The organism is Draconibacterium halophilum (assembly GCF_010448835.1).
In the GTDB taxonomy this organism is placed as follows: domain Bacteria; phylum Bacteroidota; class Bacteroidia; order Bacteroidales; family Prolixibacteraceae; genus Draconibacterium; species Draconibacterium halophilum.
Genome location: NZ_CP048409.1, coordinates 3,899,857 through 3,923,038 on the forward strand (window position 1 = coordinate 3,899,857; position 23,182 = coordinate 3,923,038).

The following is a 23,182-nucleotide window of genomic DNA, read 5'->3' on the forward strand; positions in this document are numbered from 1 at the left end:
ATGTCAAACATGGTTTATCTTATGACCAGTTTGCCAGCGTTGTCCTTCGGACAGGTACCACCTATTACAATTGATGAATTTAACAAGGACGCAAAAAAACAGTTGTCTGCCAAACATTTTAAGGCACTGCAATCGGTTGATATTCAGAAATTGAATTCTAAAGTTCGAGTGCAACAAATTTCCTCGCTTATTAAAACGATAAAGGAAGATCTTTCAGAAATTAGAGAGGCCAAAGCTAAAAACCGTCAGGCAAAAACAGAACGTTTGCCCAAAAAAGCACTGAAAGGAAATCCGCTGGAGCGTGAGATGAATATTATGCACTGGCAGTGGGAAGAACTACAAGATATTGAGGCCGGGAAAACATTTACCTTAACGGAAGTTTTGGTTTACAAACTTAAACTTCAGCTTGTAGAAAGAATGTATTCCTTTGACAAAAAGAAAGGTGCCAAAGTACTTGCATCGGTGGTAGATCCGGGAAAAAACAAGGAGGACAAATAATGGCAGGTATAAAAATTAAATATACAAAAACCGAACGTGCCCGTCAGAAGAAAATCCTGAAGGTTTCAGAAAGAATGCTACCATTGTTTGAAGCAATGGAAAAGTCTTTAATGGCAACCATAAATACCATCTCTGAACGGATTGAGCAAATTCGCGAAGAGATTGAAAAGAACCGAAAAGCCGCAGAACCATGGACCGCAGTAATGAGCGACTCGTGGGTAAATATCAGTGAATATATTTCGGTGAATAAAATCGTTACCAAAACCATTGATGTGGCAGGCGTTCGTGTTCAACAATATGTAAAAGTTGATTTTAATGTAATGCCAATTAAAGACGATACCCCTTTGTGGGTAGACGATGCCATTGAACTGATGCAAGAACAATTGCAATTGCTTGCCGAAATCGAATGTTTGAAAGAACAAATCGATCTTCTGGAAGAAGAATTGTTAGATGTGCGGGCACGGGTAAAACTGTTTGAAAACCGCCGGATTCCAAATGCAAAATTGGCAATTCGCAAGATTGGGCAAAAGTTGCAAGACGACGAACGCCTAACAATTGCAACAGCAAAAGTGGTAAAAACAAGCAAACAAAAGGAGGGCAAGATATGATAGCTGAAATGAAAAAACTGATGCTTTTTATGCCCGACTCTGCGGATGATATTGATGCCGAGCTGACAGCTTTAGGACAACTTGGAGTAATACATATTTCACCATTGCAACCAGCTAAAGACGAATCGATTGAGCGGGTTGAAGCACGCATAAAACAACTGCATAAAGCCATTGCGGTTCTTAACCGTTACGATGAGGAGCAAAAATCCGTTGCTGAAGACGATGAAATTACCGATTACTCAAAACTGGAAAGAGGAGCGGTTTTTCTCATGGAAAAAGTGTTGGATGCTGAAAACCATAGGCAGGAGTTGGAAAATATTAAACGCAATTTAGCCATCGATATCGAATGGGCTGAGAATTGGGGAAATATTACGCTAAAGGATATCAATGAGCTCAACGAAAAGGGGATTTGGATAAAACTTTACCTGCTTGAAGACAAGGAGCTAAAGAAAGTTTCCGACAGAAATGATATCCAGGTAGTTGGCAAATTAAATGACTTAAACCAGGTCATTTTATTGACTAAAGATGCCGATGAAAAACTACTTGAACTGGAGGAACTTCCTTTTCCTCAGTCTGAACTTGCAAATGCAAAGGAAATATTAAACGCAACGAATAAAGACCTGGAAAGGAACAGGCAGTTGTTACTACAGTTGCATGCACAAAAAGCCGTACTTCAGAACGGGTTAAACGAAAGATTGCGCCGTTTTGATGTTCGTAATGTGCAGTTTGGCGGCCTGACGGTGAATAAACACGTGCGTTTCTGGAAAGGTTTTATTCCAGTTGAACACATAGATAAATTCATTGAGACAGCAGATGAACATCATTGGGGATATGTAATTGAAGACCCCTTACCCGAAGAGATGGAAGAAGTTCCGACCTTGGTTCGTACCCCAAAATGGGCACAGCGTGTTCAACCGGTAATGGATTTTATGGGACTTGTTCCCGGCTACAAGGAAATGGATGTATCCAGAGTATTCATGGTATTCTTTACTTTTTTTACCGGAATTCTTGTGGGAGATGCAGGCTACGGACTTGTGTTTTTGTTGATTACTTTTTGGGTTCACCGAAAGAAAAAATTTGCCAAGCAAATTGAGTTTGGTTTAATATACACACTTTCTGCATCTATTATGTTTTGGGGCGTATTAACCGGAACCTATTTTGGATCGGAGGCAATTGCTGAATTTCCAATATTACGTAGCCTAAAGGTTGAATCGCTGGCCAGCTTTGGTGGCGACAACCTTATTGTGCAAAAAATTATGTTTTTGATTGGTGCAGTGCACCTTACCGTTGGACACCTGCAGGTAGCATGGAAATTCAATTATAGCGTAAGAGCCATTGCTCAGCTCGGATGGGTTGCAATCATCTGGGGCTTGTACCTAATTGTAAACCAAATGGTTTTAGGAATTGAAGCACCGGCAATAATGCTTTGGCTATTTGTTGGAGGAGCATTGCTTGTAGCTTTGTTTTCAAAACCGGGAACAAGCTTCTTTAAAGGCATGCTTACGTCAATTGGTAATTTGCCGCTGAGTATAATTAATGGTTTTTCCGACATTATTTCGTACATCCGACTTTATGCAGTTGGTTTATCAACCGTATTAATGGCTGCAAGTTTTAATCAAATGGCTATTGGTGATGGCATAACAACAGTAGTTTCCGGAATTGGAGCGGTACTTGTTTTAATTCTTGGACACGGACTAAATATGATTCTGGCTGCAATGGCCGTGCTGGTTCATGGCGTGCGTTTAAATATGCTTGAGTATGCCGGCCATGCTGAAGTTGAGTTTTCAGGAAATGAATATAAACCCTTCAATTTGAAGGACAACAAACAATAGAAATTTTTAAAATAGTATAAAAATGACTTTAACAACAATTTTAGCAACAACAGTTGCAGGCTTTGGCGGACACGCCATTGCTCTGGGAATAGCAGGTGTAGGTTCGGCAATAGGAACAGGTATTGCAGGTATGGGAGCTGTAGGGCTTTGGAAACAATCGATCAGAGACAAGAAAAAACTTCCTTCGCTGGCTTTAGCAATGGTAGGTATGCCTTTAAGTCAGGTAATTTACGGGATGATTTTTATGAACTCGATGATTGGAGCAAATCTGAGTCCCGACAGTTACACCAACCAAATGATTTGGGCGTTCTTTATTGGTATCGCCATTGCAGCATCGGCAATTATGCAAGGAAGAGTGGGTGCAGCCGCTTGTGCAAATCTCGCTGTAGATGATAAACAAGGTTCCGGTATGTACATCGCCGCCATGGGTATCATCGAAACTGTTGCACTTCTTGCCATGGTATTTGGTATGGGAGGAATTCCCGGCGCTTAATGAGATCAAGAAATATTCCCCCGCAGTTTTTCAGCGGGGGATTTAAACCAAAATGTAAATACAATTGAATATCTTTAACCAAGCATAATTGAATTTACAGAATGGGTTTAAAAATAATTTTCCGGGGGAAAGTCTTATTAGCAATCATTATCTTCACCACAATTTCCTGTACCGGAATTATTTATACCTCAATAAAAAATTTACAGCCCGACAACAAACACCTTTTATTACTGGAGCTCTCGAAAAACATTGATCTTGAGATATCGCACAGTAGAATATTTTTAGATGACTATTTTTTGTTTAATGACACCCTAAAAAGAACGGCTATTTTAAGTTCTTTTACAAACACCCAAAAATACATCACTTCGCTCGACTCCCTTGTGGAGGCAAAATACAAAGACAACCGCGAACTCGAACTCCGGAAATCACTTGAATCCGTTACGAATCAGGTTGAAGAATTACAGCATAAGACAGCAGTAGCACTGCAAAAAAATGCGCAAACTTTTGATCCGGCTATCCTAACTAATTATCGCAGTTTCCAGATTGCCTATCAAGATTTACAACAAACAATTGATGATTATATTCTAAATGAAAATTTTAGGTTCAATCAAAAAGTATTTACACTCGTTCTTCTTACTTTTTTTCTGTTATTAGTATCTATCTTTTTAATTTACAGGATAATCAGTTCATACAATGCTATTGAAAAACAACAAGCAATCAGATCTCTTGAAGTAGAACTTAAAGAACGTAAAAGAATAGCGGCAGACTTACATGATGGATTAGGCTCAATTCTATCAAGTATTGCGCTTTATATTAAATTAATTGAAAAAGATTGCACAAATAAAACTGAAAATAAAAATCTGATTCAGATAAAGGAACTATCGGGAATAGCTTTAGAAAACCTGGAAGCCACAATAAACAATCTAAATCCATCAATTTTAAACAAATACGGACTAATAAAATCGCTGGAAATAATATGCGATAGAATAAATGATGTTGGGGAAGTTACATGCACCGTTAACTCAACCAATTTGGAAATGAAATTAGACCCAAATATGGAACTAAACATGTATCGTATTTGTAATGAGCTAATAAATAACACACTCAAGCACGCTGGCGCATCAAAACTATACATCGACATTCAACAAGTTAAAAAGACAGTAATTATTTTGTATCGTGATAATGGGAAAGGATTTAATCCTGAGCTTATTTATACATCTGACGAAGAGAAAATGGGATTACGAAATATAATCAACAGAATGAAGTCGTTTGGTGGTAAATATGAGATTAATAGCGCAACGGGAAAGGGAGTGGAAATTATGCTGAGGTTCAATTTATAACGCACTATCATGGAAAAAACAACTATTACTATTGTTGACGACCATAAAATTTTCAGAGATGGGTTGATACTACTATTACGCAATTTCGACTTCGTATCAGTTGTAGGACAGGCAGCAAATGGTCAGGAATTTTTGGGACTTATTGAAAATGAAGCACCAGACATAGTTTTTATGGATATTAATATGCCAAAAATGAACGGTATTGAAGCAACCAAACAAGCACTGCAAAAGTATCCTGATATAAAAGTAATTGCATTGACTTCTTTTGCCGATGATGAATACATTGAGCAAATGATATCAGCCGGAGTAGAAGGTTACATGCTAAAACGCTCGAACATTGAAGATTTTGAAAAAGCCATAAAAAAAGTTGCTGATGGAGGAAGCTATTTCTCCTCGGAAATCATAAAAGTAATCTCTCGCAATTTATACAAAGACAAAGAACGAAAGTTGGGCGAACAGCTATTATCCAATCTCACTTCGCGCGAAAAAGAAATCTTAAATCTAATTTGCAAAGGACTTAACAATGAGCAAATTGCAGAATTAATAAATTTGAGCCCTAAAACAGTAGAGAAACATAAAAGTAACCTCTTCCAAAAAACAGCGACTTTCAACACGGTTAACCTGGTTATTTATGCTTTCAAAAACCAACTTATTTCGCTCTAATTAAAAGACACGAGCCCAATAAAAAATCACACATAACACGCTGATCGAAAGAGCTCCAATTTTTCAACACTTCTATCAAATCTTACCGCCCAATCAAATGTGGCAATCTCAGTTTATCACACTTATGGAGCGCCTTTTTATGGGGAGAATCTTCCTCATCTGTCGCTTGTTTTCCCCAGCAAAACAATCACAAATCAGGCGGTTAAAAACATATTATCTGCAGTAAGCCGTGTTTACAGCTTAATGCAATGGTATTAAACCTTGTGCGCATATTATGGAATGGCTGTTGCGATTAATTGTGTAGCATAAAAATTGGCTTATGACTACAAAAAATACGAACAAAATAAGAGCATTTGAAAATCAGGAATGGCTCGATTCATTAGAATACCTTATCAAAAATGATGATGATGAACGCGTTACAGAGATTCTTGATATTCTACGAAAGCATGCTTTGGAAAAAGGAATTACAAAAGCACTAAAACTAACAACACCGTATATTAACTCAATCCCGAAATCAGAAGAAACTGACTACCCTGGAGATAGAGATCTGGAGCGAAAAATAAAAAGCATCATTCGCTGGAATGCCATGGCTATGGTGGTTCAGGCCAATAAAAAAAACGATGGAATTGGCGGTCATATATCAACTTACGCATCGGCAGCCACCCTTTACGAAGTAGCATTTAATCATTTTTTCAGAGGTGGCGATAACGGAGATCCTGCCGACCTTATTTATTTTCAGGGACATGCCTCGCCGGGAATTTATGCGCGTTCATTTCTTGAAGGGCGTTTTTCGGAAAAAATGCTCGAAAACTTTAGAAAAGAACTAAAACCCGATGGCGGTTTGTCATCCTATCCGCACCCGCGATTGATGAAAGATTACTGGCAATTCCCAACCGTTTCGATGGGTCTTGGGCCTATTATGGCGATTTATCAGGCTCGTTTTAATAAATATCTACAAGATAAAGGATTGCTGGACAATGAAGGACAAAAAGTTTGGGCATTTCTTGGCGATGGAGAAATGGATGAACCCGAATCGCTTGGTGCACTAACGCTAGCTTCGCGTGAAGAATTGGACAATTTAATTTTTGTTGTTAATTGCAATTTGCAACGGCTTGATGGTCCCGTTCGTGGAAATAGTTCAGTGATTGAAGAACTTGAAGGGGCATTTAGCGGTGCCGGCTGGAACGTTATAAAGGTAACACAGGGTTCGAAATGGGATGCACTGCTTCAAAAAGATAAAACAGGAATATTAAAAAAACGTTTGGGAGAACTTGTCGACGGTGAACGGCAGAAGTATTCGATTTCCAAAGGCGATTACATCCGGGAAGAATTCTTTGGGAAATACGACGAACTTCGGGAAATGGTAAAGGAAATGAGCGACAAGGAACTTGAAAAACTCAACCGTGGAGGCCATGATCCTCAAAAAGTTTACAATGCCTTTAAAAGAGCCCAGGAGACCCAAAATGCTCCAACAGTAATTCTCGCCTCCACCATAAAAGGTTACGGACTTGGCGAAGCCGGCGAAGGACGCAATATCACACACCAGCAGAAGAAATTAAACGAAGAAGAATTGATGCTTTTCCGCGATCGTTTTAATATCCCAATTTCTGACGACGAAGTTGCTAAAGCACCGTTTTACAAACCTGATGACGAAAGTCCCGAGATGAAATATTTGCTTCAACAGCGAAAGCAACTAGGTGGCTTTCTCCCCAAAAGAAGGACTGAAACGCCAGACATTTCACTGCCGGAGAATAAAGTTTTTGACGAATTTTTCAAAGGCTCGGGCAAACGAGAAGTGGCTACAACCATGGTTGCTGTGCAATTAATCAGCAAAATGTTAAAAGATAAAAATCTTGAAAAGCTAGTAGTACCAATTGTCCCCGACGAATCGCGTACTTTTGGAATGGATTCATTATTTCGGCAGGTGGGAATTTATGCCCATAAAGGACAACTTTACGAACCGGTTGACCGGGATAACTTTTTATATTACAAAGAAGCAAAAGATGGTGCTATTCTCGAAGAAGGAATTACTGAAGCCGGTGCCATTTCGTCGTTTATTGCCGCGGGAACTGCTTATTCTACACATCAAATAAACTGCATTCCTTTCTATATTTTTTATTCGATGTTTGGATTTCAGCGAGTTGGCGATTTTATTTGGGCTGCTGCCGATGCCCGCGCCAAAGGTTTCTTGCTAGGAGGTACAGCGGGTCGTACAACATTGGCTGGTGAAGGATTGCAACACCAGGACGGTCAAAGTCATATTCAGGCACTTTCTATTCCCGGACTTCGTGCATACGATCCGGCTTTCGCCTACGAAATAGCCGTAATCATCCGCGATGGTATTAATAGAATGTACAAAAAGGGAGAAGAAATATTCTACTACCTAACCATCATGAATGAGAAGTACAAAATGCCTGCTATGCCTGCAGGAAAAGACGTTGAAAAAGGAATAATAAACGGTTTATATAAATACCGCCGAAGTACAAAAAACAAACATAATTTGCATTTGCTCGGAAGCGGATCTATTCTTAACGAAGCTTTAAAAGCCCGCGATTTGCTAAAAAAAGACTTCGATATATACCCCGAAGTATGGAGTGTAACAAGCTACAAACAATTGTACGACGATGCTACCGAAACACAGCGTAACAATCGAATTTCGGGAGAGAATAAAAAATCGTGGATACAAGAAAGCGTGGGTACAAAACCCGGGATATTTGTTGCTGCAAGCGACTATTTAAAGGCGCTTCCGTTATCGGTATCGAAATGGTTTCCGGGTAGTTTTACAGCACTTGGCACCGATGGTTTTGGATTAAGCGAGAACCGTGAAGAGTTACGAAATCACTTCGAAACCGATGCTAAGCATATTGCCTGGGCTGCATTGGTTAGCTTGCACGACGCCGGTAAATTTTCTGACAAAAAATTACAGGCTGCCCGTAAGAAATTGGAAATACTAAGCGATAAATCCTCGGCAAAAACTCACGGGCAATAAAATTAGGAAAACTCAAAGTCTGAATTCAAAACAGTTGTAACATGAAAAAAGAAATAAAAATACCGGAAATTGCAGAGAATATTGAAACAGCGGTTGTGGCAGGAATATTGGTTTCTGAAGGCGACGAGGTAAACGAAGATCAGTCGTTGGTGGAATTGGAAACTGATAAAGCAACAACCGATCTGCCCGCTCCCGTTGCAGGCATAATCGATGAAATAAAGGTAAAAGAAGGCGACGAAGTGAAAGTGGATCAGGTTATCATGATCATTGAAACAAAGTCCGACAAAAAAGAGAAAGACAAAGAAGAAGAAGAGGAAACAAAAGATAAGAAAGAAACAAAAGAGACAGAAAGCGATACTTCCGAAACCAACGAAGACGTGGACGAAGAGCAAGAAAGTGAATCTGAAGAAGAATCAGATGACAATAAAAAAGATTTAAGCGATATACCTGCATCACCCTCGGTTCGCCGGCTTGCACGTGAGCTCGATCTGGATCTTACAAAAATAACCGGAACAGGGCCGGGAAAACGGATTACAGCTGAGGATGTAAAATCAGCTAACGAAACGGAAGGCAAAACAGAAAAGAAACAGACTGTTGAATTACCCGATTTTTCAAAGTGGGGAAACACAAGTAATGAGGACATGACTACGATCCGGAAAATCACAGCAAAAAATGTGAGCCAATCGTGGAGCACCGTCCCACATGTTACACAATTCGATGAAGCTGATATTACCGATATCGAGATGTTCAGAAAAGAAAATTCTTCGAAATTTGAAAAACAGGGGAAAAAGCTAACACTAACAGCTATTTTACTAAAAATAGCTGGCTTTGCCTTGCAAAAATTTCCGAGATTTAATGCCAGCCTCGATACGGAAAACGACAAAATTATATACAAGCATTATTTTAACATTGGTATTGCAGCGGACACACCACAGGGATTGCTCGTCCCGGTTGTTCAGGATGTGAACCAAAAATCGCTGTTGCAACTTGCAGGCGAAATTGGCGAACTGGCCGAAAAAGCACGCGAGAAAAAACTGGGACCCGAGGAAATGCAGGGAGGAAATTTTACCATTTCGAATTTGGGAGGTATTGGCGGCACTAACTTTACTCCTATTGTACTACCTCCACAAGTGGCTATTCTTGGTGTTTCAAGCGCCTCATTCAAACCTGTTTATTTTGATGAACATCAGCCAAAAAAACGATTAATCCTGCCTCTTTCACTGTCTTATGACCATCGGGTTATTGATGGAGCGGATGGCGCACGCTTCTTGCGATGGATATGCGAAGTGCTGGAAAATCCGTATAACATTTTACAATAAAGCAGAAAAAACATGAGCAAAACAGAAAAACATCAATTGGTAATTATCGGAGCCGGGCCGGGTGGATATCGTGCGGCGTTTATGGCTGCCGACCTCGGGCTTAAAGTTACACTTATCGATCCCGAAATTAATCCTGGCGGAGTGTGCCTGTATCGCGGATGTATACCTACAAAGGCATTGTTACATCTTGCCAAAATAAAGGCAGATGCTGAAAGTGCCGGAGATATGGGAATTCATTTTGATAAAGTACATATAAAGATTGACAAAATAAGAGAATGGAAAAACGAAGTGGTAAAAAAACTCACCTCAGGATTGGGACAATTGGTAAAAGCACGAAAAATTAACTACATCCGCGGGAAAGCAAAATTTCTGGACGATAATCGTATTGAAATTACAGACGATGATTCAAATAAAAAACAGATTATTTTCGAAAATGCCATTATTTCAACGGGGGCAAGTCCGGTAACTTTACCCAACATCAACACCAGTGATTCACGCATTATGCATTCAGCAGAATCTCTAAATCTGGAAGATATGCCCAACAAGCTCCTGGTAATCGGTGGGAGTTATATCGGCCTCGAAATGTCGAGTATTTACCATGCCTTGGGCTCGCAGGTTACTTTGGTTGAGCTTACCAAGGATTTGATGCCGGGAACAGACAGCGACCTGGTTAAAGAATACAAAAAAGCCAGCAAGCATACATTTCAGCAATTACTGCTCCAAACCAAAGTAAAAAATATCAAGGCAAAAAAGGATAGTCTTGAAGTTGAAATGGAAAATGAGCAGGGAGAGAACGACAAAAAGACTTTTGATAAAATACTTGTTGCCATAGGCCAGAAGCCAAATACGACAGAAATTGGTCTTGAAAACACCGGAATAAAAACAAACGAAAAGGGGTTTATTCAGGTAAACGAAAAACAACAAACTGCACAAAAAAATATTTATGCGATAGGCGATGTAACAGGGCCTCCTCTGCTGGCACATAAAGCGAGCTACGAAGGAAAAGTAGCTGCTGAAGTAATTTCCGGCAAAAAAGCTGTAAATGACGCCAAGGCTCTACCCTCTGTAATCTATACAGAGCCGGAAATAGCCACCTGCGGACTTACCGAAAAGGAAGCAAAAGATAAAGGGATCTCCTTTAAAGTGGAGAAATTCAACTGGTCAGCCTCAGGGCGGGCAGTTGCTATGAATGCTGAAAAAGGATTTACAAAATTGCTGATTGATTCCAACAACGGGCGCATTTTAGGTGCGGGAATTGTTGGTAAAAACGCCGGCGATTTAATTGCCGAGCTTGTATTGGCTATCGAGATGGGGGCAACAGCCGAAGATTTAGCGCTTACAATTCATCCGCATCCAACGCTTTCAGAAACCATTATGGAAGCCGCCGAAATGTTCTACGGAACTCCGGCTCATACATTTGTAAAATCAAAACAACAAAAATAAGATACAATGAAAAAAGCATAATAAAAGTCTTTCTAATAAGCCAGACCAGCATTATGCAATTTACATCAGTAACCATTGAAAATAAAAAAATACAAACGAATGAAAACAATTATTTTAAGCGACATTAATAATTCTGCAAAATCAATCATCCCATACGGCCTGCGGGTGGCCAGGGAACTAGAGTCGGAGGTAGATGTTCTTCATGTTATCGATCCGCGAAGCCACCCGGGAGCATACAGTTCATTATCCGACTCACAAAGCATCAGTCCCGGAGAAACACTGAGTCATGCAGAAACTATAAAACACGCGAAAAATCGGGCAAGTATTAAATTAGATAAGTTGTTGAGTGCAGAAGGATCGCGGTTAAATTATCCGCTAAAGATCAACCGGGTTATTGTGGAAAATAGCGTTGAGGACGAACTCGAACAACGTTTAGCGCAAAACCCAGACTGTCTGCTCATAGTTAATGCTGAAATGGATCAGGACATGCTTGATACCACTGAAGAGGCTGTGCGCTTAATTAAAAAAACGGGCGTACCATCTTTCATCGTTCCACCGGGTGAAACCTTTAAGTCAGACATCAGTGCTTTGATGCCTCTGAACCTCGATCAGAATAATTTCACTTCTCTTACAGATCTTAAGTTTTTCTTTGACAAGTTTAAACTTAATATCGATGCTGTTGGAGTGGTATTAAATGGCGATTATACCACTATGGAACTAAAATCACTTGCCTGGAAAGATACTGTTTCCGACTTTTTCCTATCGGAAACAAAACTGAATACCAACGTTTTAGAAGGCAAAGATTTTATCGATACCATCAGTAATTATTTTAAACGAAACAACCGACATCTGCTCCTATTGATCAACGATAGCGAAAACATAAATTTTTCGGTTGCGCATACCGTTGAATTACTGGATTCAGTTAAAAGCCCGGCTTTGGTTTATTTTCCTAAGTAAAAATCATTATTCAAACTTGCACTTGCATTAAAAACGAAAACATATGAAAATATTGATTACCGGAACCAGTTCTGGATTGGGCTTTGGATTGGCCAAATATTATTTAATACAAAATCATACCGTTTATGGCATCAGCCGGCGTTCGAATACCGAATTGAATAGTTTCGATAACTTCGCCTTCCTGTCACAAGACATTTCTGATTTTGATGATTTAAGAAATAACCTTGCTGAGTTTTTAAGGGAGACAGATAAGTTTGATCTTGTGATCTTAAATGCAGGAATGCTGAATGACATTAAAGACATGAAAGAAACCAGCCTGGAAGAAATTAAAAAAGTGATGGATGTAAATGTCTGGTCGAATAAGATCATTATTGACACCCTTTTTACTGAATTGGAAGATATCAGCCGGATAGTCGCCATTTCGTCCGGGGCATCGGTAAGCGGTGCACGGGGATGGAATGCCTATTCCCTTTCGAAAGCCACTTTAAATATGCTGATAAGTTTGTACGCGAATGAACAACCACAAACGCATTTTTGTGCACTGGCTCCCGGTCTTATCGACACAGGCATGCAGGAATACCTTTCGGGCTTGCACGATACAATGGATTTTCCAACAGTAGAACGCCTGAAAAAAGCGCGTTCGTCGGGCGAAATGCCTACAATTGAGGAAGCCGCAAAAACCAATGCGGAAGCCATTGAAAAATTAAAAAGTTACGATACTGGTTCTTTTGTTGATGTTAGAAAAATTTGAGCATTTTCTCTTTTTGATAAATTGATAAAAACTACTGTCGCAATCCTTAACAATTAAGCTATCAATTGCTGTAAACGACAAAATATTCTGGAATATAAAAGCAATGTATCTGTATTAAAAACAAAAAAAGCTGCTCTTTAAAAAAGAACAGCTTTTCGATGATTGGTATTACTTTTTACTAATTTCCATTCATTTCAAGAATCTTAAATTCAGTTCTACGGTTTTTACGATGTTCAGCTTTTGAACACGGAACGCCATCGTCGCATTTATTAACCAACTGAGTTTCGCCATATCCCATGGCCGTAATTCTATCCGCATCTATTCCTTTGCTAACAATATAACTTACAGCAGAATCTGAACGTTTCTGACTAAGTGTTTTGTTGTAAGCATCGTTACCACGACTGTCGGTGTGCGAACCAAGCTCCACTTTCCAATCGGGATTATCTTTCATTACTTTTACCAGTTTATCCAATTCAACTTCTGATGCCGGCAAAATATCCCATTTATCAAAGTCATAATAAATATTCTCCATTACAAATTTCTGGCCTACCTCTACTTTTTCAATCCACAACGTATCGCGAATAACACCGAACGGTTTTCCCACAGTTGAAATAGTTTTCGAATCGTTCATGTAACCATCAATATTGGTTGCCACTAAATATGTTTTATCTTTCTCCAGTTCTTTCTTAAATACGACTCCTGCAATCATTTGAGCAACTCCACCAAAAGTGATTTTTGCATCATCTACTGCTTCCATCGTTTTCTTATTCATAACAACCAGTTCAAGATCGTATGAACCTTGTTTTTCAAGCAATACTTTATAAATATCGTCGCTACCCATTCCTCCGTCTTTGTTCGAGCAATAGTAACCAACTTCCTCATCGGGATGAATAACAAAACCAAAATCATCTCCTTCAGAGTTCAGTTCACTTAGCTCTGCAACACCGGTAATGTTATCGCCAAACAATCCAACATTATAAAGGTCAAGATCATCGCCCGAACCTCTTCCATTCGATGCAAAAATTAAAAATTTGCCTTTATAAATAAATGGGAACATTTCGTTTTGTTCAGTATTTACAGCTTCACCCAGGTTCTGCATTTCGCCCCAGGTTCCGTTTGTACGAACCGACATATAAATATCAGTTCCGCCCAGGCCTTTGTCTGGTATGTTTGAAACAAAATACAAAGTATCTCCCGAAGCAGTTATACTTGGATGACCAACAGAATAGGTTGGATCGTTAAATGGCAATTCTCCTGTTTTTTGCCACTCGCCATTCACTTTTTTAGCGATGATAATTTTTAAGCGAATATTCGCTTTTTGATAAACTTTATTGCGCACCTCCGGATTTTCGAAATTACTTAAGGTGACAAAAAGCTCTCCGGTTGCTTCGCAGTACGATACCGGTCCGGCATGATAACCTTCGCTAGCAGAAGCAAGCTGAACGTTTTTGCCTGTTTTTACATTTCCTTTTGAATCAATTGGAGTGGAATACAAATTATAATAGATTTCCTTTTCAGAACCACTATTTAATTTTTCAATCTCTTCATCGGTATAGGCGGAATACCAAAGTTCATTTCCGACGAAGCCAGGACCAAAATCACTTTGCGTGGTATTGAGGTTGGTCTTTTCCGTTTCGAGTTTGACCATTTTTTTAAAATAAACACATTCCTTTTGAGCAAAGATTAACATAGGAACAAATGCAAAAAGAAAAAGTAATACTCTTTTCATAATTATTTGAATTTCGGATTTTCAGTAAACTTGTTTAACATTATACATATAATGATATTAAGAAAGCATCCACCTTCTTAATATGACCCTTATTTTTGCAACTTTTAATTGCATTTCGTTTTACCAAGTTAGGCTATTTTATGAAATTAATCAAGCCTTTTACTGAGCAGTACCACATTTTCGACATGATGTGTATGGGGAAACATATCAACGGGCTGAATTTTCTCAATTTGGTACAACGAATCGAACATTGCAAGGTCGCGTGCCTGAGTAGCAGGATTACAACTTACGTAAACAATTTTTTGCGGCTCCATCTTTAAAATGGTCTCCACAACATCGGCATGCATTCCTGCCCGTGGCGGATCTGTAATTACCACCTCCGGGCTACCATGTTCGTTTATAAAAGTTTCGTTAAGTACATCTTTCATATCTCCGGCAAAAAAAGATGTGTTCCCAATATTATTCAATTCCGAATTTAGTTTAGCATCCTCAATCGCTTCAGGCACATATTCAATACCCACTACCTTTTTAGCGTTTTTTGCCACAAAGTTTGCAATAGTTCCGGTTCCGGTATAAAGGTCGTAAACAGTTTCATTCCCTGTAAGCTCAGCGAAATTTCGGGTTACTTGATACAATTCATACGCTTGATCAGAATTGGTTTGATAAAAGCTTTTAGGCCCTATTTTAAACTTTAAGCCCTCCATTTCTTCTAGTATATAATCACGTCCTGCAAATACTTTAATTTCCTGATCAGTAATGGTATCGTTTCCTTTCGAGTTAATTACATATAGCAACGAAGTGATATCGGGGAATTCATTTTTAACGGCTTCCAAAAGCTGTTCGCGTGCCGGTTGGTCTTCGTAAAAGAAACTTACAATAACCATTAATTCCCCTGTTGAGGTTGTTCTGATAATCAATGTTCTCAAGAAACCACTCTGTTCACGAATATCGAAAAAAGGAAGTTTTGCACTCAGCGCATAGTTATAAATAAAGTTACGAATTTGGTTCGACGGATCGTCTTGCAACCAGCATTTTTGAATATTTACGATTTTGTCAAACAATCCGGGAACATGAAAACCAAGCGCGTTCGGGTCCTTTATTTCCTCATCGCGTTCTATCTCCTCAAAACTTAACCAGCGTTTGTTAGAGAAAGTGAACTCCATTTTATTCCGGTAAAAAGTATTCTTTTCAGAACCACGAATTGGCAATATTTCCGGCATATCCATCTTCCCAATCCTTGAAAGTTGATCCTGCACTTGCTTTTGCTTGTAATACAATTGCTTTTCGTATGGCAGAATTTGCCACTTGCATCCACCGCATACTCCAAAATGCTTACAGAAAGCTTCGGCTCTATCTTCGCTGTAAGTTTTAAACTCTTTTACTAAGGCTTCCTGGTAACGCTTTCTTTTCTTTGTTACCTGCAAGTCAACCACGTCTCCTGGAACGGCCAGTTTGGTAAAAACCACTACATCGCCAACACGTGCAACAGCTTTTCCTTCAGACCCAATATCTTCAATCGTTACATTCTCGTAAAATGGCTTATTTCTTTTTCTTCTTCCCACGTCTAACTAATTTTGCACAAATATAATTCAATATTCATTATTGCATTATTATTGTTTAAATAGTCATTTCCCAAAAAAAAATAGACTTTCCCATTATGGGAAAAGAAGTCTGCTTTGTATACTTAAAAGTGATTTTATGTTTGACAAACCTTTTCTTCTTTAATCATTTCCTTATATTTGCTATTGATTTAATGGTTGGTTTTATTTTCAATAAGTAAAACTTTAAAAGGGGAAAGCGACTTCTGTATTTATGATTGGTTTTGTGTTTAGGGGTTTGTAAATTATCAATCATCTTCAAAAAGCGTCCATAGAGCTTTCCCCTTCCTTTTTACCCGAGAGGGTATTTTTTATAGCCTTTTTTTGAGAAATCGTCATTAACAATTTACTTTATACATTCTAAATCGGAACCTTTAATCAATAAAATCAGTTGATTATAATTACGAATTAGCTGGTGCAATATTATGAAGTACAAATGATGATTAATATTGTTTGTTCAGGCCAGCTTGATATGTTGCAGAATATAAGCTCAACAAATTTCAATGCAAATCGTTAGATCCCTATCCCGTTGGTGGAAGTGATGGAAACAAAAAAAGCTCCGAATTTCTTCGAAGCTTTTCTGTGGTGTGACTCAGCTGGGGGCAGAACCTCCTCCATACTGAGCTGATTACCAGTATTTTAAAAACGCCAAAATCTTTAGGTCTCCTATGGGTCTCTCTCCAAATATTCGTTACTATCTCGTTTTATATTTCACACTAATATTTAAATTAAATTACTGCCGCTCTTCCTGAGCTCAAATATTCCCTAATGGAAGATATATGCAGTAATTTTTGCTTCTTATCATCAGCCAACTTGATTTCTTTATTCCCGCTCATTAAAGATTCCAAAGGAATACCAAGGTATCTATTCAATAAGGTTATCATCTTCAGCGTTAAATTTCGTTTTCCATTTAATACTTCAGAGACTCTTGTTTTCCCTCCAAAAAGTGGAGCTACATCAGCCTGTTTCAAGTTCATTTGTTCCATTCTGAACTTAATAGCTTCTATTGGCGATGGAGCGTCCATCTGATGATTTTCCAGCTCGTATTTCTCAACCAACAATGAAAGCAACTCCATTTCTTCACCTTCGGGACTGTTGGGTTCAACTGCATTCTCAGAAGCATTTATAAGTGAATATATTCTTTCACATGCTTTGTTATATTCTTCTTCTGTTTTTAAAATTTTAGTCTTCATAACTTACTGTTTTTGCATCAATTTTATCGTATTCCTTATGAGAGCCAAACCACACAATAAAAACAATCTTGAGTTTATATTCAATATCCACAATCAACCTATAATCATTTCCTTTTATATTAAACACAACCCGCTTTGAACTTATAATGCTGGCGTTCCTATATTTCGCCTTTAGCTCACTTGCATTATCCCAAACAGAAAATTTAACCTCGTAAATCCATGCCTTCAAAGATTCTTCCGCATTTTTGTATTTACTTGATTTGCAATAATCCGTCAGAGTTTTTTCTTTGATAATTCTCATTATTGCAAAGATACAAAAAAGTTACCCCATATGGTAACTTCTGATTGTTTCTTTTTCTAACATCCTATTTTGATTTTTTTAATAAACGTACCATGATTAGTTTTTTCTGTTGTGCTAATATTAGTAAAACCTGCAAGATGACAATCTAACACACTCTATTACTTGCACATATAAGCATAAAAAATTGGAGGGTAACATTAGCTTATAATCAGAATTTCATGGACAGAGAAGCTGATTTACTTTTCTTCTTTTTAGGCTCAGGAAGAACCGGTTTCGGATTCGAATCCTGATGATCCAGAATATAATCAACAGCTTTTTGGGCTAAACCGGAAGCGATAACAATAAACTTCTTATCACTTTTTAGCTTCTTTAACCAACCTTGAATGTAAGCTGCACTATTATCGATTGTCGCATTTTCTATGCCGCAAATGCCGCAAAGGTACGCAGCTCCCATCTCGGCCACCATCTCTTCTTGCGAATATCCAGAGTCCGCGAAGTTCAGACTAGAAAACCTTTCGTGACGATTTAAACGCTTGCGAGCTCCTGTTGCATGCACACATTCATGGAATATCGTGGAATAATACTCTTCATCCTGAAAAAAGGTTCTTGCTCCAGGCATATGGATTTCATCTAACGATGGAATATAACAGGCTTTTTTCTGATCCAGTTTTATTACCGGAGAATCGGACCAGAATTGGATAAGCTGCTCACACGATGCAATCGGATCGAAATCGTGATCATGAGCTGTGTTCTCCGGGATCTTGTCAGGATCGATACCTTCAATGTCATCAATATGAAATACCCGATAATAACGAAGCATTGGAATTTCTTTGGTTTCATCATCTTTTTCGTATTCCACCATTTTCCAGAATACAATCATAAATGATGAAGATCCCTTTTTGATCTTTCCATCAAGATCCTGAACTTGTTTAAAGGAAAGGAAATAAGGCCTTTCGAAACCGAAGCTAAGCAAGTACCAGAAATTAAATCCCCGGTAAGGCTTTTTAGAAACCAAGTTACGAGGAATGGCACTGGCAGTTTTCCAAGGCATATGCCATGGTATTACACCTGCTTCAAGACGTTGTACAATCAAATTAGTAACAGTCTCATAAATATCAAATTTACTCATTGAATCCACCCATGCCCTTGGGATTTTTTGCAGCTTCTGGCACGCCATTAAATTTTGGCGCATGCCATTTAGCCGGATGGATTCTTGTCAATGGTGCATGTCTGTTTTTTGTGGAGTTAGCGGAACAAAAAACTGAACGCACCCGAAGGGCGGCTGACTTAAAATGGGCAATTTCAGCCGCCATTGACTTTTCCGGACGGCGAAGTAACTTTGACCGGATTTAAGGGATGACTTATCAACGAACTAACATTAATATTTGCAAAAGGTAATATATCAAATAATCGTAGTTTAAAAGACGACTTTCATTCTCCAACAAACAAACAGATCCCATTTAAAACATCCTAAATAAGTTTTTTTTGGGAAACCGAATATCTCATCTATTAATAAATTAATTAAAAACTCTTTTAAAATGATTCCATTTGAGAACTTAAATTATATATATTTATCTCATTAGATTTTACTATTGTTCTTAATCCAGACCAACAGAGATTCATATTTAAATTGTAGAAATTATTGTGAGCAATAAAAGAATAGATAAATTAATTGATGAACTTGTAGACCAATATACATACAGAGATACAAGCAAAAGACCTTGGATAATAGGTTTCAGTGGAGGGAAGGACTCAACAGTATTATTAACTTTAGTTTGGAGAGCTCTAGAAAAAGTAAGAGAAGAATTACCATATCCTTTTCAATTACAGAGGCCCGTTTATGTTGTCTGTAATGATACAATGGTAGAAAATCCGGTAATTACAGAATATGTTGACGATGTTTTATCTAAAATTGAAAAAGAAGCCAGAAATCAGGATTTACCGATTATCGTTCAAAAAACCATCCCAAAAATTGAATCCACTTTTTGGGTAAATGTTTTGGGTAAGGGGTATCCAGTTCCAAACAACTCCTTTAGATGGTGTACCGATAAATTAAAAATAAGACCAACATCATCATTTATTGAAGAACAGGTAAATGAAAAAGGAGAGGCTATTATTCTAATTGGTGCAAGAAGTTCAGAAAGTGCAACACGGGCTCGTTCCATAAAGAAACATGAAATAAAAGGAAAACGATTAACCAAACATCCGAACCATCATAATACCTTGGTTTATTCTCCAATAAAAGATTTGATGTTGGAGGAAATTTGGTACATTATAAATGCTTTGCCATCACCATGGAACTATGACAACTCAAAGCTTTTCCAAATTTATGCCAACGCTAGTGCAGATGATTACGAATGTCCGACCGTCGTTACTAATAAAAGTCACACTTCCTGTGGACAATCGAGGTTTGGATGTTGGACTTGTACGGTTGTAAAAGAAGATAAATCAATGTCTGCCTTAATTGATAACGGAGAGGAATGGATGAATCCACTACTGGATTATCGAAACAGGCTTGAAGAAGAGAGAAATATTTCTGACAACAGACTTGCTACAAGGAGAAATGGTCAGCTTGCGGTTACTGAGGACGGCCATAAGCAAGGGAATTATTCGCCAGAATACCGGGCACGTAAACTTAGAGAACTTCTTGAATTGCAAATTGAGATTCAGAGAACAAAACCTGGGATGGAATTAATAACAAACCAGGAGCTTATTGCAATTCAAGTATATTGGTATCGTGATGGTATCTTTGACCATAAGGTAGGTGAGATTTTTGCCAAAATTTATGGTCGAGATATCGAAACCGAAAATGCTAATATTGAAAATTCAATTGAAAAAAGGTTGTTAAAAAAGGTTTGTGGACAATATGAGAATGATTACGAGTTAATTAATAACCTATTGACATTACAGCACAGTAAAACATTACTTTTGACTAATTACGGGCTTCAAAACGACATTGAAAAAAGAATTGAGGATTTTATAAAAGAGGAGGCAGAATATGAGAATTAGTCGTATATCCTTAAATAATTTCCGAATTTACAAAGGAGAGAACTCTCTTTCGTTTTCTTCTAATTCCAATAATAAAAATATATCGATAATTGCTGGTCAGAATGGATTTGGGAAAACTACATTACTAACTGCTCTGGTGTGGGGTTTTTATGGCAAATTAATTGGTGAAGTTGACGAGAAATATAAAAGAGAAATATATGAATTAGGTGGATATAAAAAGTATGCCAACTCAATCCTTAATAGAGAGACAAAATCAAAAAGTGATGCATGGCATGAGTTTAGCGTACAAATAGAAATTGAGGACGTATATATTCCATCTGTACCTTGTAGAAAAATTGTAATTAATCGAAGATACAATACCGATTCAGAACATGAATCTGTCAGTGTATTGATCGATGGATTTGAAAATGAACTGACAAAGGAAGTTGGTTCAGATATTTTTATAAACGATTTTCTCTTACCTCGAGAAATTGCTAAGTTTTTTTTATTCGATGCAGAAAAAATAGTATCACTGGCAGAAATTAAGACAATTTCAGAAAAACGTAACTTAAGTTTAGCTTATTCCGAGGTTTTGGGAATTAGTAAATATGTAAACCTAAAGAGAACATTAGAAAACTTAAGAGTAAAACTACGTAAAAAATCGGCAAGTATAACCGACAGAAATAGACTTGTCAAACTTCAGGAAGAATCTCAACAACTTGAAAAATTAGTTGCTCATAACGAATCGAAGATTATTTCGATCGCTGATGACATTGAAAAGGCTAGAAACGAATCAGAACAATATCAGGAGAAATTGATTCGTGAAGGAAATAGCATGACCGTTGAAGACTTGGTCAATCAAAAGAAACTAAGGGATACACTTCGTCAAAATAATATCGAAATAAAGGCAAAGCTGAAAGAGCTCATTGAGTTAGTTCCTTTTGCAATTGCTGGACAGAAGCTAAAACAACTCAACAATCAAGTTAAACTAGAGTCCCAATTTAAACAAAACAAAGTTGACGGTGGATTCATTGAATCGAAGTTGAGGAATATTCAAAAGCATATTGAAAAACAAATAAAAAAGAAGAAACTACCTGATTCATTGCATAATAATATTACGTCAATCATAAATGATGCTTTTGAAGCTAACTGGGAAGAACAAGGCAATACAGTAGAACAAGTATTACTAGATCTTTCACCACAACAATCCAATGAATTTTCAGCGCTTTACAATAATCTTACACAGTCATTTAATATCCTTTTCAAACAAATAGTTAAAGAAGAAAGAAACAATCGGATTTTTCTTGCAAAAACATTAAAGAAGATATCAAATGCTGAATCAAAAGATTCAGACATCCTAGCAAAGAAGTATAAATCCGAAAAAGCGAAAGTTGATAAACGTATTCAAGACCTAAATAAAGAAAAGAATAGGTTACACGAGGAATTAGGTGCTTTTCAGCAAGAATTAGCAACCAAAACTAAAATCGTTTCGGAATTAGCAAAGACCGTTAGCCTAGATGAAATTGATGAAAAGAAGGACAAAGCTACAAGCCGACTAATCTCTGAACTTGACGAATTTATCTTACAATTCAAATCAGAAAAGAAATATTCCTTGCAGAATCGCATAAAAATTGAGTTGCAAAAGCTAATGCACAAGGAATATTTTATTGACAATGTAACTGTTGAAATTGTTGATGATATTATTGATATAAATCTCCATGATAATAATGGAAATATAATTGATAAAGATTCTCTCTCTAAAGGTGAGCAACAACTTTACGCGACCGCATTGTTAAAATCACTGGTTGAAGAATCAGGAATTCAATTTCCAATTTTTATTGATAGTCCATTACAAAAGTTTGATAAGCGTCATTCCAAAAACATTATAACTAAATTCTATCCATCAATATCCAAACAGGTAATTATCTTCCCACTGCTTGAAAAAGAACTTACAGAGAATGAGTACAATCTACTATCTCCCTATATCTCACAAACCTTTATTATTGAAAATCACAAGGAAAAATCCTCAATAGTAGAATGTGATTCAACACAGTTATTTAACCTAATGGAAAAAAACAACAATGTTCACTCACATTAAGACTTCAAAAGAAAATAGAGAACTGGTTTCTTGGTTAACTAGAAAACTAAATTTAGGGACTGAAAATATTATAGCACGAATTGCTTTTGCTTATTCATTGTCGAAAGATAAAAAGATGGATATTTCCTCAATAAAAGATTCACAAGGTAAAGAGTATAGTAAAGCAGTTTTGTTTGGCGACAATCTCCCATATTATGTTTCCTTGGTTTGCGTTCACTACAATATTTATAAGACTGATAAGGATATTCCCAAATATATTAAAATGCACATTGACGATGGTTTAGAGATTATTCATAAAGAGTTACAAGAGAATCCTAATTTAGACGGATTTGAATATATCATCGACAAAATCGAATATGGGTTAAATGAAATAGTTTAAAAT

Annotated in this window: 19 protein-coding genes; 14 read left to right on the top strand and 5 right to left on the bottom strand. The window is 37.6% G+C overall.

Annotated features, from left to right (window positions below; translation table 11 throughout):
• Window positions 1-9 precede the first annotated feature (9 nt).
• The 11 genes from G0Q07_RS15810 to G0Q07_RS15860 all read left to right on the top strand — a co-directional run bounded on the left by G0Q07_RS15810 (window position 10) and on the right by G0Q07_RS15860 (window position 12,893).
• Window positions 10-498, top strand: coding sequence for a DUF2764 family protein (locus tag G0Q07_RS15810; protein WP_163347979.1), 489 nt, complete (start codon window positions 10-12; stop codon window positions 496-498).
• Window positions 498-1,106, top strand: coding sequence for a V-type ATP synthase subunit D (locus G0Q07_RS15815; RefSeq protein ID WP_163347981.1), 609 nt, complete (start codon window positions 498-500; stop codon window positions 1,104-1,106). The genes G0Q07_RS15810 and G0Q07_RS15815 overlap by 1 nt, the downstream gene beginning before the upstream one ends.
• Window positions 1,107-1,114: 8 nt before the next feature.
• Window positions 1,115-2,938: a V-type ATP synthase subunit I gene (locus G0Q07_RS15820; protein WP_163347983.1), complete on the top strand. Its 1,824-nt coding sequence runs from the start codon at window positions 1,115-1,117 to the stop codon at window positions 2,936-2,938.
• 22 nt (window positions 2,939-2,960) lie between these two features.
• Entirely contained in the window at window positions 2,961-3,431 is a 471-nt protein-coding gene (locus G0Q07_RS15825) for a V-type ATP synthase subunit K (RefSeq protein ID WP_163347986.1), read from the top strand.
• Window positions 3,432-3,532: 101 nt separating this feature from the next.
• The gene (locus tag G0Q07_RS15830; RefSeq protein ID WP_163347988.1) at window positions 3,533-4,771 is read left to right on the top strand and encodes a sensor histidine kinase; all 1,239 of its coding nucleotides are present in this window, start codon (window positions 3,533-3,535) and stop codon (window positions 4,769-4,771) included.
• 9 nt (window positions 4,772-4,780) lie between these two features.
• Complete coding sequence (locus G0Q07_RS15835; RefSeq protein ID WP_163347990.1) at window positions 4,781-5,434, top strand: response regulator transcription factor; 654 nt, start codon at window positions 4,781-4,783, stop codon at window positions 5,432-5,434.
• 319 nt (window positions 5,435-5,753) lie between these two features.
• Window positions 5,754-8,423, top strand: a complete 2,670-nt coding sequence (gene aceE, locus G0Q07_RS15840) for a pyruvate dehydrogenase (acetyl-transferring), homodimeric type (protein ID WP_163347992.1) — start codon at window positions 5,754-5,756, stop codon at window positions 8,421-8,423.
• A gap of 41 nt (window positions 8,424-8,464) precedes the next feature.
• Complete coding sequence (locus tag G0Q07_RS15845) at window positions 8,465-9,742, top strand: 2-oxo acid dehydrogenase subunit E2 (RefSeq protein WP_163347994.1); 1,278 nt, start codon at window positions 8,465-8,467, stop codon at window positions 9,740-9,742.
• A 12-nt stretch (window positions 9,743-9,754) separates the two neighbouring features.
• A complete protein-coding gene (lpdA, locus tag G0Q07_RS15850; protein WP_163347996.1) occupies window positions 9,755-11,185 on the top strand; it encodes a dihydrolipoyl dehydrogenase in 1,431 nt (476 codons plus the stop codon).
• Between the two features lie 99 nt (window positions 11,186-11,284).
• Window positions 11,285-12,142, top strand: a complete 858-nt coding sequence (locus G0Q07_RS15855; protein WP_163347999.1) for a hypothetical protein — start codon at window positions 11,285-11,287, stop codon at window positions 12,140-12,142.
• A 43-nt stretch (window positions 12,143-12,185) separates the two neighbouring features.
• On the top strand, window positions 12,186-12,893 hold the full coding sequence (locus tag G0Q07_RS15860; protein ID WP_163348006.1) for an SDR family NAD(P)-dependent oxidoreductase: 708 nt from the start codon (window positions 12,186-12,188) through the stop codon (window positions 12,891-12,893).
• A 178-nt stretch (window positions 12,894-13,071) separates the two neighbouring features.
• Here G0Q07_RS15860 and G0Q07_RS15865 read toward each other — a convergent pair whose 3' ends face one another.
• The 5 genes from G0Q07_RS15865 to G0Q07_RS15885 all read right to left on the bottom strand — a co-directional run bounded on the left by G0Q07_RS15865 (window position 13,072) and on the right by G0Q07_RS15885 (window position 18,906).
• Window positions 13,072-14,622, bottom strand: coding sequence for an OmpA family protein (locus G0Q07_RS15865; RefSeq protein WP_163348008.1), 1,551 nt, complete (start codon window positions 14,620-14,622; stop codon window positions 13,072-13,074).
• A 146-nt stretch (window positions 14,623-14,768) separates the two neighbouring features.
• Window positions 14,769-16,184 carry a 23S rRNA (uracil(1939)-C(5))-methyltransferase RlmD gene (gene rlmD, locus G0Q07_RS15870; RefSeq protein WP_163348011.1) on the bottom strand — a complete coding sequence of 472 codons (1,416 nt, stop codon included), beginning with the start codon at window positions 16,182-16,184 and terminating at the stop codon, window positions 14,769-14,771.
• A gap of 764 nt (window positions 16,185-16,948) precedes the next feature.
• Window positions 16,949-17,413 (bottom strand): helix-turn-helix domain-containing protein, encoded by a 465-nt coding sequence (locus G0Q07_RS15875; protein WP_163348014.1) that lies wholly within the window; start codon window positions 17,411-17,413, stop codon window positions 16,949-16,951.
• Window positions 17,403-17,714, bottom strand: coding sequence for a type II toxin-antitoxin system HigB family toxin (locus G0Q07_RS15880; RefSeq protein ID WP_163348016.1), 312 nt, complete (start codon window positions 17,712-17,714; stop codon window positions 17,403-17,405). The genes G0Q07_RS15875 and G0Q07_RS15880 overlap by 11 nt, the downstream gene beginning before the upstream one ends.
• Window positions 17,715-17,922: 208 nt before the next feature.
• Window positions 17,923-18,906: an ArdC family protein gene (locus G0Q07_RS15885; RefSeq protein ID WP_163348018.1), complete on the bottom strand. Its 984-nt coding sequence runs from the start codon at window positions 18,904-18,906 to the stop codon at window positions 17,923-17,925.
• Between the two features lie 452 nt (window positions 18,907-19,358).
• Here G0Q07_RS15885 and dndC point away from each other — a divergent pair, with 452 nt between their 5' ends.
• The 3 genes from dndC to G0Q07_RS15900 are packed head-to-tail and all read left to right on the top strand — an operon-like array spanning window position 19,359 to window position 23,179.
• Window positions 19,359-20,723, top strand: a complete 1,365-nt coding sequence (gene dndC / locus G0Q07_RS15890; RefSeq protein WP_163348020.1) for a DNA phosphorothioation system sulfurtransferase DndC — start codon at window positions 19,359-19,361, stop codon at window positions 20,721-20,723.
• Window positions 20,713-22,800, top strand: a complete 2,088-nt coding sequence (locus G0Q07_RS15895; RefSeq protein ID WP_163348023.1) for an AAA family ATPase — start codon at window positions 20,713-20,715, stop codon at window positions 22,798-22,800. The genes dndC and G0Q07_RS15895 overlap by 11 nt, the downstream gene beginning before the upstream one ends.
• On the top strand, window positions 22,784-23,179 hold the full coding sequence (locus tag G0Q07_RS15900) for a DndE family protein (RefSeq protein WP_163348025.1): 396 nt from the start codon (window positions 22,784-22,786) through the stop codon (window positions 23,177-23,179). Before G0Q07_RS15895 ends, G0Q07_RS15900 begins: the two co-directional genes overlap by 17 nt.
• Window positions 23,180-23,182: the final 3 nt, after the last annotated feature.